Genomic DNA, 15,096 nt, shown 5'->3' with positions numbered 1-15,096 from the left:
GTTCCGCAGATGTGACCGCCGCCACTACTTTGTTACCCATGCGTAGCACGATGATGGATGCCCCTCTCCAGGTCGCCCGGATCCTCGAACACGGCTCCACCGTGCACGGCGCGGCGGAGGTGGTCACCTGGACCGGTGCCGAACCCCGCCGGATGACGTACGCGGAGGTCGGCCGCACCGCGGCCCGGCTGGCCCACGCGCTGCGCGACGAGTGCGGGGTGACCGGCGACGAGCGGGTCGGCACGTTCATGTGGAACAACAACGAGCACCTGGTGGCGTACTTCGCCGTGCCGAGCATGGGCGCGGTGCTGCACACGCTCAACATCCGGCTCTTCCCCGACCAGGTCGCCTACATCGCCAACCACGCGCAGGACCGGGTGGTCCTCGTCGACACCACGCTCATCCCGCTGCTCGCCCGGGTGATCGGCGAGATGACAAGCGTGGCGCACGTGGTGGTGGTCGGCGGTGGCGACCCGGCCCCGCTGCTGGCCGCGGCCGGCGACCGGATCACCGTGCACCACTGGGACGCGCTGCTGGCCGACCGTCCGGACCACTTCGACTGGCCGGAGGTGGACGAGCGCGACGCCGCCGCCCTCTGCTACACCTCCGGGACCACCGGCAACCCCAAGGGCGTCGCCTACTCGCACCGTTCGATCTACCTGCACTCGCTCCAGGTCTGCATGCCGGAGGGCTTCGGGCTCGGCCCGAACGATCGCGAGCTGGCCATCGTGCCGATGTTCCACGCGATGTCGTGGGGCCTGCCGTACGCGGCGTTCCTCTCCGGCGCCTCGCTGATCATGCCGGACCGGTTCCTCCAGGCCGAGCCGATCGCCGCGATGATCGCCGCCGAGCGCCCCACGCTCGCCGGCGCGGTGCCGACCATCTGGACCGACCTGCTGGCCTACCTGGACGCGCACGAGGTGGACCTCTCCTCGCTGCGGGAGGTGATCGTCGGCGGGTCGGCCTGCCCGCCGGCGCTCATGCACGCGTTCCACGACCGCTACGGCATCGACGTCATCCACGCCTGGGGCATGACCGAGATGTCGCCGCTGGGCTCGGTCTCCCGGGCGCCGGCCGGTGCCACCGGCGACGACGCCTGGCGCTACCGCTACACGCAGGGCCGCGTACCGGCGGGCGTGACCGCGCGGATCGTCGGCCCCGCGGGCGAGCCGCTGCCCGCCGACGGGACGTCGGTGGGCGAGCTGGAGGTACGCGGGCCGTGGGTGACCGCCCGGTACATCGGCGACGACGCCCCGGAGGAGGAGAAGTTCCGGGACGGCTGGCTGCGTACCGGTGACGTCGGCACGCTCTCCCCGGACGGCTACATCACGCTCACCGACCGCGCCAAGGACGTGATCAAGTCGGGCGGGGAGTGGATCTCCTCGGTCGAGCTGGAGAACGCCCTGATGGCCCACCCGGCGGTGCTGGAGGCGTGCGTGGTGGGCGTACCGGACGAGCGCTGGGACGAGCGGCCGCTGGCCACTGTGGTGGTTCGCGAGGGCGCCTCGGTGACCGCCGAGGAGCTGCGCGACTTCCTCGCCGGCTCCGTGGCCCGCTGGCAGTTGCCGGAGCGCTGGGCGTTCATCGACGCGGTGCCGAAGACCAGCGTCGGCAAGTTCGACAAGAAGGTGGTGCGCTCGCGGTACGCCGACGGCGGGCTCGACGTGCGGGAACTGACCGCGTCGTAACGTTTCGCGGCGTACCGTCGCCTACACGGGCAGGAACACGTTTCCAACGGGCATTCCTCCCAGAGGGCGGCCCCGGCGTTCGCACCGCGCCGGGGCCGCCCGTCCGTTACGGGGTGACCCGCACCGTCATTGTTGCGAAAGTTGTTCGCGTCTGTCCGGCTGTCGGGGAAATCCGGTCGCCTACTCGTCGGCGGTGCTCACCAGCACCTTGCCCACCACGCTGTCCTGCACCGCCTGCTGCGCGGCGGCGGCCTCCGCCAGCGGATACCGGTGCAGCGGCAGGCCGGCCTCCGCACCGACCCGGATCGCGCCCTGCGCCACCGCCGCCGCGATGTCGGTGACCGCCTGCGCCTTCGCCACCTTCGGCGCGGTGTAGATCAGCACGAACTGCCAGCGCGCGTTCGGGCCCATCAGCGGCCGGATCGGCAACGTCACCTCGTCGCCGCCGTCGTCGGCGTACACACAGACCGCCCCGCCGGTGCGCAGCATCCGTACGTCGGCGGCGGCGTTGCGGGCGGCGGACACCTCGACGATCGTGTGCACCCCGTCGGGCGCGACCTTGCGGACCTCCTCGACCACGTCCTGCTCGCGATAGTTGATCACGAAGCTGGCCCCGGCCGCCGCCGCGAGCTGCGCCTTCTCCGGGCTGCTCACCGTGGTGATCACGCAGGCGTCGGCCCAGCGGGCGAGCTGGATCGCGGCGTTGCCCACCGCGCCCGCGCCGCCCTGCACCAGCACCACGTGGTCGCTCAACGCGCCCGCGTGCAGCTTGTCCGGCATGAACTCGCCGGCGGTCAGGCAGCGGTGCGCGGTCATGAACGGGATACCCAGCGCCGCACCCAGGTCGAACGACGCCGCACCGAGCGGCACCGCGTGCCGGACCGGGACCAGCGTGTACTCGGCGGCGGTGCCCCAGGGGCGTTGCCACGCCGCCTCCCACACCCAGACCCGCTCACCGATGAGCGTCCGGTCCACGCCCTCGCCGACCGCCTCGACCACCCCGGCGCCGTCCTGGTGCGGGATCTGCCAGCCGGCCGGCAGCGGCCACGCCTGGCGGGCCTTCCAGTCGGTCGGGTTCACCCCCGACACGGCCATCCGGACCAGCACCTCGCCCGGCCCGGGTTCCGGCACCGGCCGCTCGACCACCTGGAGCACCGAGGCGTCCCCGCTGCGCTCGTACACGATCGCCTTCATGCGTCCTCCCCTTCCCACCTGCGCTACCCCGCCGCCCGCTGATCATTCGAAGGAAGGGCCCCCTATTAACGCCTCAGGTAGCGGAAGGGCCCCTTCTTAACACCGCTCGACCACAGCGGGCGTGAGCGCGCCGATCGAGGGGAGCAACACGGCGGCGAGCGCCTCGGCGTCCGGATCGAGCGGGTACGACCCGTGCGGCACCGCCACCACACGGCACCCGGCGGCGGCCGCCGAGCGGACCCCGTTCGACGAGTCCTCCACCGCCACGCACCGGGCCGGATCGACGCCCAGCCGCTGCGCCACCGCGAGCCACACGTCGGGCGCGGGCTTGCCCCGGGCGGTCTCCTCGGTCGAGAGTGTCGCGCCGAACGCGCCGGCCAGGCCCGTCGCGTCGAGCGCCGCCGCGATCAGCCGGGTCGGCGAGGAACTGGCCAGCCCCAGCGGCCACCGCGCGGCCATGCGGCGCACGACCGCGTCGGCGCCGTCGATCAGCGGTACGCGCTGCGCGTACCGCCGGGCCATCTCGGTCACCACCTCGGTGGCGACCTGCTCGGCCGACCTGTCGACGCCCAGCTCACCGCTCAGGTACTCGGCCCACTCGCCAGTGCTCATGCCCATCAGCCGACGCTGGGTGTCCGGCTGCCAGGTGCCACCGTGCTCGGCCACGTACGCCCGCCGGACCTCCTCCCAGACCGGCTCGGAGTCCACGATCACGCCGTCCAGGTCGAAGAGCACCGCGTCCACCATGCCGTCATCCTGCCCCACGGAGGGCGCTGTTCAGTGCGGCTGTGCCGCCTTCGCCGAACGCTGCGCCGGAAGGCCGATCGGAGCCTTGGCCGGGATGATCGTGCGGCAGCGCGTAGCGATCGGTTCCAGCAGCTCCCGCAGCCGGGCGGTACGTTCCACGCCCAGCGCGCGCCACGGGCCCGACGCGGCCCGGTCGGTGGCCTCCTCGACCACGCGGAACGTCTCCGTGGCGTACGGCGTGGGGCTCAGGTCGGCGGTCAGCCAGCCCTTGTCCACCAGGCGCTGCTCGGCGGCGGTCCACTGCTCGTCGGTCCAGCCCCGGGCCGGCTGGTGGAACTCGCGGGACTGGTCGACCCGGCACCGCCAGGCCACCACCTCGACGGGTTCCAGCCCGGTCGTGACCAGTGCGGCCACGTGCCCGTCGCCGCGGTGCTCGCGCAGCGTGGTGGCGGCCTGCCAGAGCCGGGCCAGCGGGTACTCGCCCCGGGGCAGCGCGGCGTTCACCGCGCCGAGCACCCGGCCCGCGACATCCACCCGGCCGGCCGCCTCCACCAGCAGGTCGGCGGCCTCGACCAGGTGCGACTCGGGCAGCTCGTAGGTGAACTCGGCGAGCGCCTGCACGCCCCCGGTGAGCCGGGCCCGCAGCGCCTCCTCCGGGGTGGCCAGGCGCCACACCGACGGCAGCGCGCGGGCCACCATGGCTGGCGCGAAACTGAAGAAGGAGGCCGTGACCGCAGGCGCGTCGACCGGCCCGAGCGGCGCGGCCCGGCCGGCGAAGTAGCCGCGCCAGTAGCCGCGCAACCCGACCGCCTCGAACGCGGCCCGGGCACGGGGGTGGAAGTAGGTCACCGCGTGGACCGGCTCGTAGAGCGTCCACATCTGCCGGGTCACCCCGGCCTCGTCCAGCGCCGCCACGTGCACCTCCGCGTCGGTGGGCAGATCACCACGGGCGGACGTGCCGCCCGTGGTGACCATGAACCTACTGCCGCAGGGTGACCGGGCGGAAGCCCGGAGTGATCTACTGCGCAGCCAGCACGTCGACGACGAAGCGCAGCGGCCCGGCCGGACGACCGCCGGCGGCGTCGTTGCCGTACGCCAGGTCGGCCGGAAGGTCCAGCTGGACCCGGCTGCCCACCGGCACGCCGACCAGGCCCTGGTCCCAGCCCTTGATGACCTGGCCCACGCCGATCTGGAAGGTGGCCGGCTGGCCGGTGTCCCAGGACGCGTCGAACTGCTTGCCGTCCTTGTAGAACACGCCCACGTAGTTGGTGGTGATGTTCTGCCCGGCCTTCACCGCCGGGCCGGTGCCCTTCACCAGTGTGGTGACCGTGAGCTTCTTCAGCTCACCGGTGCCGGCCTGCACGGTCGGCTTGGTCTTCAGCGCCGGGTCCATGCCGGCGGGCAGCTCCGGAGCGGGCACCCCGGTGGGCTCGGCGGGCGCGGTGGGGCTGGCCGAGGAGCCGGCGGTGGACGCCTTGTCGTCGTCCCCGCTGTTCAGCCAGACCAGGCCGCCGACCAGGGCCACCACCGCCAGCACGCCCACCGCCGCGCCGAGGATCGACTGCCGGCGGCGACGTGCCTCGGCTGCCTTCTTCTCGGCCAGCTGGGCGGCCAGCCGCCGCTGTGCCTTGGTGGCCGGGGCCTGGCCCGCCGACCGGTTCTCCACACGCTCGCTCACGTCGACTCCCTGCAGGGTGGGTGGGTGCGCCCCCGGCGGGCCGCCGCCGAGGCCAGCGCACACGGTACCCGCCCGGAGCCCCAGCGTGCCCATACGGCAGCCACGATCCGGACACGAAGCCCGATACGAGGGCACCGCGCAGGGTACGTTTCCGACCATGGCGATCCTCAGCGAAGAAGACCTGGCCCTGCTCGGCGAGCCGCAGCTCGCGCACGTGGCGACGGTCGAGGCCGACGGCACCCCGCACGTCACCCCGGTCTGGGTGGACACCGACGGCGAGCACGTCGTGTTCAACACGGCCAAGGGCCGGCAGAAGTACCTGAACATGTCCCGCAACCCGGTTGTCGCGGTGTCGGTGGCGGACAAGGCCGACGACTACCGCACCCTGTGGATCAAGGGCACCGTCGAGTTCGTCACCGAAGGCGCCGACGAGCACATCGACCGGCTGGCGAAGAAATACCTGGGCCAGGACACCTACCCCTGGCGCCGCCCCGGCGAGGAGCGCGTCATCGTCCGCGTCACCCCGACCGAGAAGCTCGGCCGCGGCTGAGCGGCGCGGCCCCGCCCTCCACCGAGGGCGGGGCGCATGGCGTACGCGTCAGGCGCTCTTCTTCGCTGCCGTCTTCTTCGCCGGGGCCTTCTTCGCGGCGGTCTTCTTGGCCGGCTCGGCCTTCTTTTCCGCCGCCTTCTTCGCGGGCGTCTTCTTGGCCGCGGTCTTCTTCGCCGGTTCGGCCTTCTTCTCCGCCGCCTTCCTGGCCGGCGCCTTCTTCGCGGCCTTCTTCGCGGACCGTGCCGACGAGATCGGGGTCGGCTCGGCGCCGCCACCGGACGGCGCCTCGCCCCGGGCCGCCCGGGCCCGCTCGACCGACGCCTTCAGCGCCGCCATCAGGTCCACCGCGGCGGCCGGCGCTGCCTCTTCCTCCTCCGGCTGCACCACCTCGCGGCCCTCGACCTTCGCGTCGATGACCTCCTGCAACGCCGCCCGGTAGTCGTCGGTGAACGCGTCCGGCTCGAACTCACCGGCCATCGAGTCGATCAGCGAACTGGCCATCGCCAGCTCCGGCGGGCGTACCTTCAGGTCCTCGTCCAGGAAGCCGAAGTCCGGCCGGCGGATCTCGTCCGGCCACAGCATGGTGTTGAGCAGCAGCACGCCCTCGCGGACCCGCAGCGTGGCCAGCTGCTCGCGCTGGCGCAGCGCCACCTTGACGATCGCCACCCGCTCCGAGTCGGACAGCGCGTCGCGCAGCAGCACGTACGGCTTCGTCGCCGAGCCCTCCGGCTCCAGGAAGTACGCCTTGTTGTAGAGGATCGGATCGACCTGCTCGGCCGGTACGAACTCCAGCACGTCGATCGCGTGCGACGTGCTCAACGGCAGGTCGGCGAAGTCGGAGTCGGTGAGGATCACCATCTCGCCGCCGCCGATGTCGTACCCCTTGGCGATGTCGTCGTAGGTGACCTCCTCGCCGCAGACCGAGCAGGTGCGCTTGTAGCGGATCCGGCCGCCGTCCTCACGGTGCACCTGGTGGAAACGGATGTCCTTCTCCTCGGTGGCCGAGTAGACCTTCACCCCGATCGACACCAGGCCGAACGACACCGCTCCTTTCCAGATCGCCCGCATAGCCGCGCTCCTCTCCCCGGTTGACCACCAGAATCGCAAACGATCGAACGGGACGCACGCGCTTCCGTGCGCAACTACAGTCAGGAGGTGCCCGGCGCGCCGTTGAAGCCGATGCTCGCGACGACCGGGCAGCTCCCGGCCGGCGCCGCCTGGTCGTACGAGTTCAAGTGGGACGGCGTACGCGCGCTCGCCGACATCTCCCACGGCGACCGGCACTTCTACGCCCGCTCCGGCGTCGAGATCACCACCGCGTACCCGGAACTGCTCAACCTGGCCGAGCAGGTCGACGACGCGCTGCTCGACGGCGAGGTGGTCCTCTTCACCGACGGGCAGCCCTCGTTCACCGCGCTCGCCGAGCGGATGCACGTCCGCAACCCGGCCAAGGCGGCGCGGCTGGCGGCGACAGTACCCGTCACGTACATGATCTTCGACGTGTTGCGGCTCGACGGCGTCGACCTGACCGCCCGGCCGTGGCGCGAGCGGCGGGCGGCGCTGGAGTCACTCGGGCTCGGCGCCGCCCGGTGGGCGGTGCCGCCGGTCTTCGGCGACGGCCCGGCCACCTACGCGGCGGCCGGCGAGCACGGGCTGGAGGGGGTGATGGCCAAGCGGGTCGACTCGCTCTACCGGCCCGGCGTGCGCTCGCCGGACTGGGTGAAGGTCAAGCTGGAGGTCACCGCCGACTTCGTGGTCGGCGGCTGGCGGCCCGGCGCGCGACGCGTCGGCGGCCTGCTGGTCGGCGTGCCGGGCCCGGACGGACGGCTGATCTACCGGGGGCGGGTCGGCGGCGGGATCGGCGCGGCGATCGAACGGGAACTGCTGCGCGAGCTGGAACCGCTGCGCGCCGCCGACTCGCCGTTCGCCGCCGGGGTGCCGCGCGAGGATGCCCGGGGCGCGATCTGGGTAACTCCCCGGATCGTGGTGGAGGTCAAGTACGGCCAGCGCACGCCGGACGGCCGGCTGCGCTTCCCGCGCATCCTGCGCCTGCGCCCGGACAAGCCGCCCGAGGAGGTCGACGATGCCGTCTGACCGGTTCAAGGTCGAGGTCGAGGGGCGCTCGCTGGAGCTGTCCAACCTGGACAAGGTGCTGTTCCCGAAGGCCGGCTTCACCAAGGGCGAGGTGATCGACTACTACACCCGGATCGCCCCCGTACTGCTGCCGCACCTGCGCGACCGCGCGCTGACCCGGATCCGGTTCCCCAACGGCGTCGACGGCGGCTCGTTCTTCGAGAAGAACGCACCCGCCGCGACCCCCGGTTGGGTACGCACCGAGAACCTGCCCGCCCCCGGGTCGACGAAGGGGCGGGAGACCATCGACTACGTGGTCTGCGACGGACTGCCCACGCTCGTGTGGCTGGCCAACCTGGCCGCGCTGGAGCTGCACACTCCCCAGTGGAAGATCGGCGCGCACCCGGACATGATGGTCGTCGACCTGGACCCGGGCGCCCCGGCCGCGCTCAAGCAGTGCTGCCAGGTGGCGCTGCTGATGCGCGACCGGCTGGCCGACGACGGGATTTCCTCGTTCCCGAAGACGTCGGGCAAGAAGGGCATGCAGCTCTGCTGCCCGATCGCCGGTACGCAGGACGCCGAGATCGTCTCCGACTACGCCAAACGGATCGCGCAGGAGCTGGAGCAGGCACACCCGAAGCTGATCGTGTCGAAGATGGCGAAGAACCTGCGCCCCGGCAAGGTCTTCATCGACTGGAGTCAGAACAACGCGGCGAAGACGACTGTGGCGCCGTACTCGTTGCGGGCCCAGTCGGTGCCCTCGGTGTCCACGCCGCTGACCTGGGACGAGGTGGAAGCCGGGGCGGCGGGGAAGCGGCCGTCGACGCGGCCGTACACGGCGACCGAGGTGCTCAAGCGGGTGGAGAAGCAGGGTGACCTGCTGGCCCCGCTGCTCGACGGCGGTCCCGAACTGCCCGCGCGCTGACCGGAGCCGCTCGGCTGCTCCGGGCGGACGGCCCGGACGGTTAGGGTGAGCGGACCGGTAGACAGGAGTCCGCGCATGGCCCACCAGGCAACCGTCGCCGTCACGCCCGACGCGGTCGGATACCCGCTGCTCAGCTACCACGACGACGCGACCGGGGAACGCACCGATCTCACCGCCGCGCAGCTCGGCGAGTGGACCGCCCGCAGCGCCGGACTGCTGCGCGACGGGTGCGGACTGCGCCCCGGCGACCGGGTGGCGGTGCTGCTGCCGCCGCACTGGCGTACCGCCGCGGTGCTGCTCGGGGCCTGGTCGGTCGGGTTGACGGTCTCGTTCCGGCCTCGCGCGCTGGCCGGGCTGCCGGTGCTGGAACCCGGAGCGGACCGGCCGTACGACGCGGTCTTCGTGACCCCGGAACGCCTCGACGACTGGCTGGAGGACGTACCCGAGGGGACGCACCGCTACCTGGTGGGGACCGGGCCGGGCTCGCTCGACGAGGGGCCGCCGGGCTGGCTGGACTGGTCGGCCGAGGTGCTGCGGCACCCCGCCGACCCGCCGGACTACACAGCCGTCGACCCGTCCGGCCCGGCCACGCCGGACGGCACCAGCTTCGGTGCGTGGCGCCGCCTGGCCGCCGAGATCGCCACCCAGCTCGACCTGCACCCCGGCGATCGCCTGGTGATCGACCCGGCCGAGGACGAGCAGCCCCTGAAGTGGCTGCTGGCCCCCTTGTCCGCCGGAGCCACAGTCCTGATCCACGCCAACCCCACCCCCACCCCCTCGCCGTCTCGCTGATCTTGCAGTTGCGGCCCTCGCGGGTGCCGGATTTGCGGCTCTTGTCGGGGCGGCAACTGCAAGATCAACGGGATGGGGGGCGGGGTGTGGGGCGAGTTGCGGCGTTCAGGCGTGCCCCTGGGGTAGCCCCGTACCCGTTCGCCTGGCCGTCGTCGGCTGCATGTCCCGCCGATCGCAGGAGATCTTGGAGCCAAGCGGCCCTCATGGGGGCACTTTCCTTCCAGGATCTCCACGGGTCTCATGGGATGAAACGACCGTCTCGCGAGGTGAACCTCTTTGGAGCGGCGAGGCTGGGCCTCGCGGGGCTCTCGTCCGGGCTGCCCCCGCACCTCGTCGATCTTGGAGTTGTGGCACCTCCCTCAAGCCGCTGAGCGGGCATCTGAGGCGCCCTAACTCCAAGATCGACGAGGGCTGGGCGGGGCGGCAAGGTGGGGAATGTGGTTGACCGCGGGGAAAGGGGTGGGGCCTACTGCCTCGGGGAGCTGGACCGTGGGGTCGGGCTCGGTGGTGGCGGGAGTGGGCGTGAGCGGGATCGACGGGCTGGTCTGGCGGGAGTTCGGCGAGGACGACCTGGCCGCGTTGACCGGGCTGGCGCAGGCGTGCCTCGCCGCCGACGGCGGGTTGCCGCTGTTCGGGCGTACCCCGTTGGCGCGGGCGCGGCTGCTGCAGACGCGTACCCACGGCGCCTGGTCGGACGACGGCCTGGTCGCGGCCGTCGGGGTCGGCACCGGACGGACGCCGGCCACCGCTACCGGCCTGGTGCACCCGGCGTGGCGCGGGCGCGGGCTCGGCGGCGCGCTGCTGGACCGGGCGGAGAAGCAGGCGGGCGACGCGGGCCTGCTGGTCACCACGGAGACGTGGAGCCCCGGCGCAGAGGAGTTGTTCGCGGCACGCGGCTACACGCGGACGTTCCTGGAGTGGGTGCTGCGCCACCACCTCGACGCGCTGCCCGAGGTCGCCGCGCCGGCTGGGGTGACTGTGGAGCCGGCCACGCTGGGCCCGGAGCTGTTCGCCACGTACCGCGCCTCGTTCGCCGACCGGCCCGGCTTCGTGGAGCCGGAGGCCGACGAGTGGCTGGGTGACCTGCGTGACGACGAGGACTTCCGCCCGGAACTGACGCTGCTGGCGCGCGACCCGGACGGCGCGGCGGCCGGCTTCGTCACGGTGCTCGACGACTGGATCGACCAGGTCGGCGTGGTGCCCGGGTGGCGCGGGCGGAGGGTCGGCGCGTACCTGGTGGCGCGCGTGCTGCGCGGCCTCGCCGACGCGGGCGCGGACGCGGCGTGGCTCTGCGTCAACGACGACAACCCGGCCGCCGGACTGTACCGGCGGCTCGGCTTCCGCGACTTCGGCCGCCGCGCCCGCTACCTGCGTGGCTGATCCGACGCGCGAGGCGGTCCTGCGGGCCCTCGCCGAACTGTGGGCGAACGGCTGCCCGGTACCCGCCCCCGAACTCCGCGAACGGCTCGCCGATGTCGGCCTGCGTCGATGGCGCAGCGTCGCGCGCCGGCACCGGGGACGGCGGCTCAGTCCGGACCAGCGCGTCCAAGATCTGGTACGCGGCCTGGTCGCGGCGTTCGAGCCGGACCGCGCGCTGGTCGGGCGACTGGTACGCGACTACGAGTGCGTGGCACGCGCGATCGCCGACGTAGTGACATCGACCGAGGGGTGACTGACGCCTTCGGGGAGCCGGTCGGCGCCGACCGGTTTAATGGTACCGCTTGCGGTACCACGTGTTGTGCCCTCCATTGCCAGGATCGTCGAAGCGATGCGGAAGACCCAGCAGAACGTGGCGTATAACGATCTTTATCGGGTCTGTGAGCACTACTTCGGCAAGCCCAGGCAGTCGGGGACATCCCATGCGGTGTTCAAGACGCCCTGGGCCGGCGATCCGCGGGTCAACATCCAGGACGACAAGGGCAAAGCCAAGGCGTATCAGGTGCGGCAGGTGCTCAAGGCGATCGACAAGAAGGAGGCCATGTGATATCCGAGTTCCGTCCTGAGATCTCGCACTACACCTACCGCGTCACGTGGTCCGCCGACGATCAGGAGTTCGTCGCCACCTGCGCGGAGTTTCCGTCCCTGTCGTGGCTCGCGACCTCACAGATCGAGGCGCTGCAAGGGCTCCAAGAGATGCTGCGTGAGGTGATCGCCGACATGGCGGAACAGGGCGAGCAGATCCCCGAGCCGCTGTCCGAGCGCACTTACTCGGGCAAGTTCAACCTTCGGGTCGGCGAGAGCCTGCACCGCGAGCTGGCGATCCATGCCGCTGAGGAAGGCATGAGCCTCAACCAGTACGTGCTGCGGAAGCTCAGCGCCGCCTGACCTGTCCCAAGGCGGCGTCCCCCGCTGGGGACTGTTGCGGATCCCCGGTGACGTGTTCTTATGGCGGGACGACGACGTCATCGACCCGCAGCTTTGACAACCCCGCGTCGGTACTCCTTTCATGCCTCTCGAAAGGTGCAGCGATGCACAGGAAACCGACGATCCACCTGGCAGTGCTCGTCGCTGCCGCCGCCACCTTCCTGACCGCCGGAGGTCCGGTGGCGGCCACGGCCGCACCCGTGACCGCCGCCGCCGAGTGCGAGCCGGGCGCCGGCGACCACAGCGCCGCCCGGGTACGCGAGGGCGCCACGGCCAAGGAACCGGCGCTCTACTCGACGAACGAGGCCAAGGCGTACGGCGTCATCAAGGACGCGCCGCGCCTGGCGAACGGCAGCGTCACAGTGCCGACGATCTTCCACATGATCTCGGACCACGAGCTGAGCGCGGCCGAGAAGGCCCGCTGGAACACGCTCATCGCGGCGCAGATGACGGTGCTCAACGACTCGTTCGCGGGTCGTACCGCGGCCGACGCGTCGGACACGCCGTTCCGCTTCTCGCTCGTCGACACCACCTGGACCGTGAACAGTGCCTGGTACACGGTGGTGCCGGGCAAGAACGAGCGGGACATGAAGAAGGCGCTCTACACCGGCGACTCCCGCACGCTGAACGTCTACGCGGCGAACATCGGGGACGGGCTGCTCGGCTGGGCGTACTTCCCGAAGGGCTACAACAACGGCCGCGACTACATCGACGGCGTGGTGATGCTCGACGAGTCGATGCCGGGCGGCACGGCCGGCAAGTACGCGCTCGGCGACACGCTCACGCACGAGGTCGGGCACTGGCTGATGCTGGAGCACACGTTCGCCCACGGCTGCTCCGCGTCCGGCGATTTCGTGGCGGACACGCCGCGTGAGGCGGCACCGCAGTTCAACTGCCCGATCGGGGCGGACACCTGCACCGCGCCCGGGCTCGACCCGATCCACAACTTCATGGACTACACGCAGGACTCCTGCATGAACATGTTCACCCCGGGTCAGGCCGACCGGATGAGCGACGCCTGGGTGGCGTTCCGCGCCGGCGGCGCCGGGTAGCCCACTGGAAGTCGGTGCCGGCGGGTCGCTCTACGGCGACCCGCCGGCCCGTCTCGGTGAGCCCGCGCGGGTCGGCCCGACAATCCGTGCGCGGGCCAGCCGGCGAACGGCAGGTGGCATCCCGCTCCCGCACCGGTCACGCCACCACCGACCGGCACTCAGGGGCGGACTCGGTTGCTGGTGGTAGCCGCGCAGCGCCCTGTGCCGCTGGAAGACGTGCTTGAGTGCCCGGCCGCAGGCGGTGTGCACGCCGAGAAACCTGTCGGCCGTGACCGGCCCGTCGATGAAGCTGAACCTCGGGCTGTCGGCGTTGGCCGCGCGGCGCAGCTTGTCGAGAATCCGCTCCTACCGCCCGAGGTCCCGGATGCCGAGTTCGAGTCCGTAGTGGTCCGGCTTGTATGGAAGCGGAGCGATCAGGGCCGGGAGCATACCTTCGGAGCTACCGCTCCTACCTCGGCGTTTCCCGCCGGCCGAGCGTCAGCCGGTCGTACCGGATCGGATGGTCGTGCGCGCACGGTCGCCGCGCGTTCCGCCAAGCCGATCCGCCCGGGAAGCCCGGCACGGTCCCGGCCGGGCGCGGGTAGCCGGCGCAGCCGCGTGCTGACCTCACGGCACCGCGTGGTCGGGCGCCGGAGCGGCCGTGGTCGGCATACCGCCTGCGGACCGGCTGTCGGTTCTGGCGGCTCAAGGGGTGAGCAGGTCGGCAGCCGCCGGTTCGTACGCCGGCGGGGCGTCCAGGCCATCCTCGTCGACCAAGAACGGGGCCGCGGCCCTGCCGAGGGTCTGACGCAGCGTGCAGAAGCGATGCCCAGGTGGAGAAACCCTCTCGGGCGGTTCATACGTATTTGGGCTTAAAACTACGTTTGCCCGGTATTGGGTGCACTCGCCGATATTGTGACTCCTGCGCGTCCTGGGAAGGATCGCGATGCGCCGACCCGTTCCGGTGGAGGGGACATGAGGGAAAAAACGGAACGTAAGCCGCTGGCGAGTCTCAGGCACGTCAAGGCCGCGTCGGGCTTCAGCTCCGTGATGATCATTGCCGGGATGACCACCGGCGTCACCCCCGCTCAGGCGGCCGAGGCGGTTCACAAGGCCCGCGCCGAGCGCAGCTACCAGGGCACGCCCGGGCCGGTCGGACAGGCGCGGGTGTGGCAGCCCGGCGCCACCCTCGTGCGGGACGGCGGCCCCGACGGATGGTCCGATCCGCAGGGTTGGCAGTGGCAGGACCAGGAGCCGGGTCGGCGCCGCCATGATGGCAGCAAGGTGGGTCCGCAGGGTCCGCAAGGTCCGCAGGGCGCCCAGGGCGAACGCGGGCGGCGTGGCCCACGTGGCTTCCAGGGTGCTGCCGGCCCGCAGGGTTTCCAGGGTGAGCAGGGCCCGCAGGGTGTGACGGGCGCGCAGGGTCCGCAGGGTGTGGCCGGCTCGCCCGGTGCGCAGGGTTCACCGGGCCCGCAGGGTCCGCAGGGTTCGCCGGGTCCGCAGGGTTTTCAGGGTGAGCAGGGTCCACAGGGTGCGACCGGCGCGCCTGGTCCGCAGGGCGAGCAGGGGCCGCAGGGCGTGGCCGGCTCGCCGGGTCCGCAGGGTTCACCGGGTCCGCAGGGTTTTCAGGGTGAGCAGGGTCCACAGGGTGCGACCGGCGCGCCTGGTCCGCAGGGCGAGCAGGGGCCGCAGGGCGTGGCCGGCTCGCCCGGTGCGCAGGGCTCGCCGGGTGCGCAGGGCTCGCCGGGTGCGCAGGGCCCGCAGGGTGTGACGGGCGCGCAGGGTCCGCAAGGCTCGTCCGGTCCGCAGGGCCCGCAGGGTTTCCAGGGTGAGCAAGGCCCGCAGGGTGTGACCGGCGCGCCCGGTCCGCAGGGCGAGCAGGGGCCGCAGGGTGCGCAGGGTCCGCAGGGCTTTCAGGGTGACCAGGGCCCACAAGGGTTTCCAGGGTGAGCAAGGCCCGCAGGGGTGTGACCAACGCGCCCGGTCCGCAGGGCGAGCAGGGGCCGCAGGGTGCGCAGGGTGTGACGGGCGCGCCGGTCCGCAAGGCTCGTCCG

General features: G+C 72.1%; 16 protein-coding genes. 11 read left to right on the top strand and 5 right to left on the bottom strand.

All coding sequences use genetic code 11. The features are described from left to right. Window positions 1-53 precede the first annotated feature (53 nt). Entirely contained in the window at window positions 54-1,688 is a 1,635-nt protein-coding gene (locus Q3W68_RS06065; protein ID WP_302904968.1) for a fatty acid--CoA ligase, read from the top strand. Window positions 1,689-1,868: 180 nt separating this feature from the next. Here Q3W68_RS06065 and Q3W68_RS06060 read toward each other — a convergent pair whose 3' ends face one another. From Q3W68_RS06060 to Q3W68_RS06045, 4 genes are all read right to left on the bottom strand, one after another. Further along, window positions 1,869-2,882 carry an NADPH:quinone reductase gene (locus tag Q3W68_RS06060; RefSeq protein WP_302904486.1) on the bottom strand — a complete coding sequence of 338 codons (1,014 nt, stop codon included), beginning with the start codon at window positions 2,880-2,882 and terminating at the stop codon, window positions 1,869-1,871. Between the two features lie 96 nt (window positions 2,883-2,978). After that, entirely contained in the window at window positions 2,979-3,629 is a 651-nt protein-coding gene (locus Q3W68_RS06055) for an HAD family phosphatase (protein WP_302904485.1), read from the bottom strand. 30 nt (window positions 3,630-3,659) lie between these two features. Further along, complete coding sequence (locus Q3W68_RS06050; protein WP_302904967.1) at window positions 3,660-4,508, bottom strand: hypothetical protein; 849 nt, start codon at window positions 4,506-4,508, stop codon at window positions 3,660-3,662. Between the two features lie 139 nt (window positions 4,509-4,647). Next, window positions 4,648-5,400 (bottom strand): FKBP-type peptidyl-prolyl cis-trans isomerase, encoded by a 753-nt coding sequence (locus Q3W68_RS06045; protein ID WP_302904484.1) that lies wholly within the window; start codon window positions 5,398-5,400, stop codon window positions 4,648-4,650. Between the two features lie 64 nt (window positions 5,401-5,464). Here Q3W68_RS06045 and Q3W68_RS06040 point away from each other — a divergent pair, with 64 nt between their 5' ends. After that, on the top strand, window positions 5,465-5,857 hold the full coding sequence (locus tag Q3W68_RS06040) for a PPOX class F420-dependent oxidoreductase (protein ID WP_302904483.1): 393 nt from the start codon (window positions 5,465-5,467) through the stop codon (window positions 5,855-5,857). 48 nt (window positions 5,858-5,905) lie between these two features. Here Q3W68_RS06040 and Q3W68_RS06035 read toward each other — a convergent pair whose 3' ends face one another. Continuing rightward, on the bottom strand, window positions 5,906-6,925 hold the full coding sequence (locus Q3W68_RS06035; RefSeq protein WP_302904482.1) for a Ku protein: 1,020 nt from the start codon (window positions 6,923-6,925) through the stop codon (window positions 5,906-5,908). An 87-nt stretch (window positions 6,926-7,012) separates the two neighbouring features. Between Q3W68_RS06035 and ligD (Q3W68_RS06030) the strand changes: the two genes are divergently transcribed. The 9 genes from ligD (Q3W68_RS06030) (at window position 7,013) to Q3W68_RS05990 (ending at window position 14,992) form a co-directional block, all read left to right on the top strand. Further along, window positions 7,013-7,951, top strand: coding sequence for a non-homologous end-joining DNA ligase (gene ligD / locus Q3W68_RS06030; protein WP_302904966.1), 939 nt, complete (start codon window positions 7,013-7,015; stop codon window positions 7,949-7,951). Then, entirely contained in the window at window positions 7,941-8,855 is a 915-nt protein-coding gene (gene ligD / locus Q3W68_RS06025) for a non-homologous end-joining DNA ligase (RefSeq protein ID WP_302904481.1), read from the top strand. The genes ligD (Q3W68_RS06030) and ligD (Q3W68_RS06025) overlap by 11 nt, the downstream gene beginning before the upstream one ends. Before the next feature lie 75 nt (window positions 8,856-8,930). Further along, window positions 8,931-9,647 (top strand): TIGR03089 family protein, encoded by a 717-nt coding sequence (locus Q3W68_RS06020; RefSeq protein WP_302904480.1) that lies wholly within the window; start codon window positions 8,931-8,933, stop codon window positions 9,645-9,647. A gap of 522 nt (window positions 9,648-10,169) precedes the next feature. Then, window positions 10,170-11,027: a GNAT family N-acetyltransferase gene (locus Q3W68_RS06015; RefSeq protein ID WP_302904479.1), complete on the top strand. Its 858-nt coding sequence runs from the start codon at window positions 10,170-10,172 to the stop codon at window positions 11,025-11,027. Further along, a complete protein-coding gene (locus Q3W68_RS06010; RefSeq protein WP_302904478.1) occupies window positions 11,020-11,319 on the top strand; it encodes a hypothetical protein in 300 nt (99 codons plus the stop codon). Before Q3W68_RS06015 ends, Q3W68_RS06010 begins: the two co-directional genes overlap by 8 nt. Before the next feature lie 96 nt (window positions 11,320-11,415). After that, entirely contained in the window at window positions 11,416-11,631 is a 216-nt protein-coding gene (locus tag Q3W68_RS06005) for a toxin HicA (protein ID WP_302904477.1), read from the top strand. Beyond that, a complete protein-coding gene (locus Q3W68_RS06000) occupies window positions 11,628-11,972 on the top strand; it encodes a type II toxin-antitoxin system HicB family antitoxin (protein ID WP_302904476.1) in 345 nt (114 codons plus the stop codon). The genes Q3W68_RS06005 and Q3W68_RS06000 overlap by 4 nt, the downstream gene beginning before the upstream one ends. Before the next feature lie 143 nt (window positions 11,973-12,115). After that, complete coding sequence (locus Q3W68_RS05995) at window positions 12,116-13,063, top strand: zinc metalloprotease (RefSeq protein ID WP_302904475.1); 948 nt, start codon at window positions 12,116-12,118, stop codon at window positions 13,061-13,063. A 954-nt stretch (window positions 13,064-14,017) separates the two neighbouring features. After that, a complete protein-coding gene (locus tag Q3W68_RS05990) occupies window positions 14,018-14,992 on the top strand; it encodes a hypothetical protein (protein WP_302904474.1) in 975 nt (324 codons plus the stop codon). Window positions 14,993-15,096 lie beyond the last annotated feature (104 nt).

This window comes from Micromonospora sp. C28ISP2-4 (genome assembly GCF_030519385.1).
Lineage (GTDB): Bacteria > Actinomycetota > Actinomycetes > Mycobacteriales > Micromonosporaceae > Micromonospora > Micromonospora tulbaghiae.
Note: the sequence above shows the minus strand (reverse complement) of the source record. Positions and strands in the feature narration are given on the sequence as shown.

Coding starts and splice junctions, on each gene's coding strand:
- Q3W68_RS06065 (WP_302904968.1), top strand. CDS start 54: ATGGATGCCCCTCTCCAGGTCGCCCGGATCCTCGAACACGGCTCCACC.
- Q3W68_RS06060 (WP_302904486.1), bottom strand. CDS start 2,882: ATGAAGGCGATCGTGTACGAGCGCAGCGGGGACGCCTCGGTGCTCCAG.
- Q3W68_RS06035 (WP_302904482.1), bottom strand. CDS start 6,925: ATGCGGGCGATCTGGAAAGGAGCGGTGTCGTTCGGCCTGGTGTCGATC.
- Q3W68_RS06045 (WP_302904484.1), bottom strand. CDS start 5,400: ATGGGCACGCTGGGGCTCCGGGCGGGTACCGTGTGCGCTGGCCTCGGC.
- Q3W68_RS06050 (WP_302904967.1), bottom strand. CDS start 4,508: ATGTGGACGCTCTACGAGCCGGTCCACGCGGTGACCTACTTCCACCCC.
- Q3W68_RS06055 (WP_302904485.1), bottom strand. CDS start 3,629: ATGGTGGACGCGGTGCTCTTCGACCTGGACGGCGTGATCGTGGACTCC.
- Q3W68_RS05990 (WP_302904474.1), top strand. CDS start 14,018: ATGAGGGAAAAAACGGAACGTAAGCCGCTGGCGAGTCTCAGGCACGTC.
- ligD (WP_302904481.1), top strand. CDS start 7,941: ATGCCGTCTGACCGGTTCAAGGTCGAGGTCGAGGGGCGCTCGCTGGAG.
- Q3W68_RS06040 (WP_302904483.1), top strand. CDS start 5,465: ATGGCGATCCTCAGCGAAGAAGACCTGGCCCTGCTCGGCGAGCCGCAG.
- Q3W68_RS06020 (WP_302904480.1), top strand. CDS start 8,931: ATGGCCCACCAGGCAACCGTCGCCGTCACGCCCGACGCGGTCGGATAC.
- Q3W68_RS05995 (WP_302904475.1), top strand. CDS start 12,116: ATGCACAGGAAACCGACGATCCACCTGGCAGTGCTCGTCGCTGCCGCC.
- Q3W68_RS06005 (WP_302904477.1), top strand. CDS start 11,416: ATGCGGAAGACCCAGCAGAACGTGGCGTATAACGATCTTTATCGGGTC.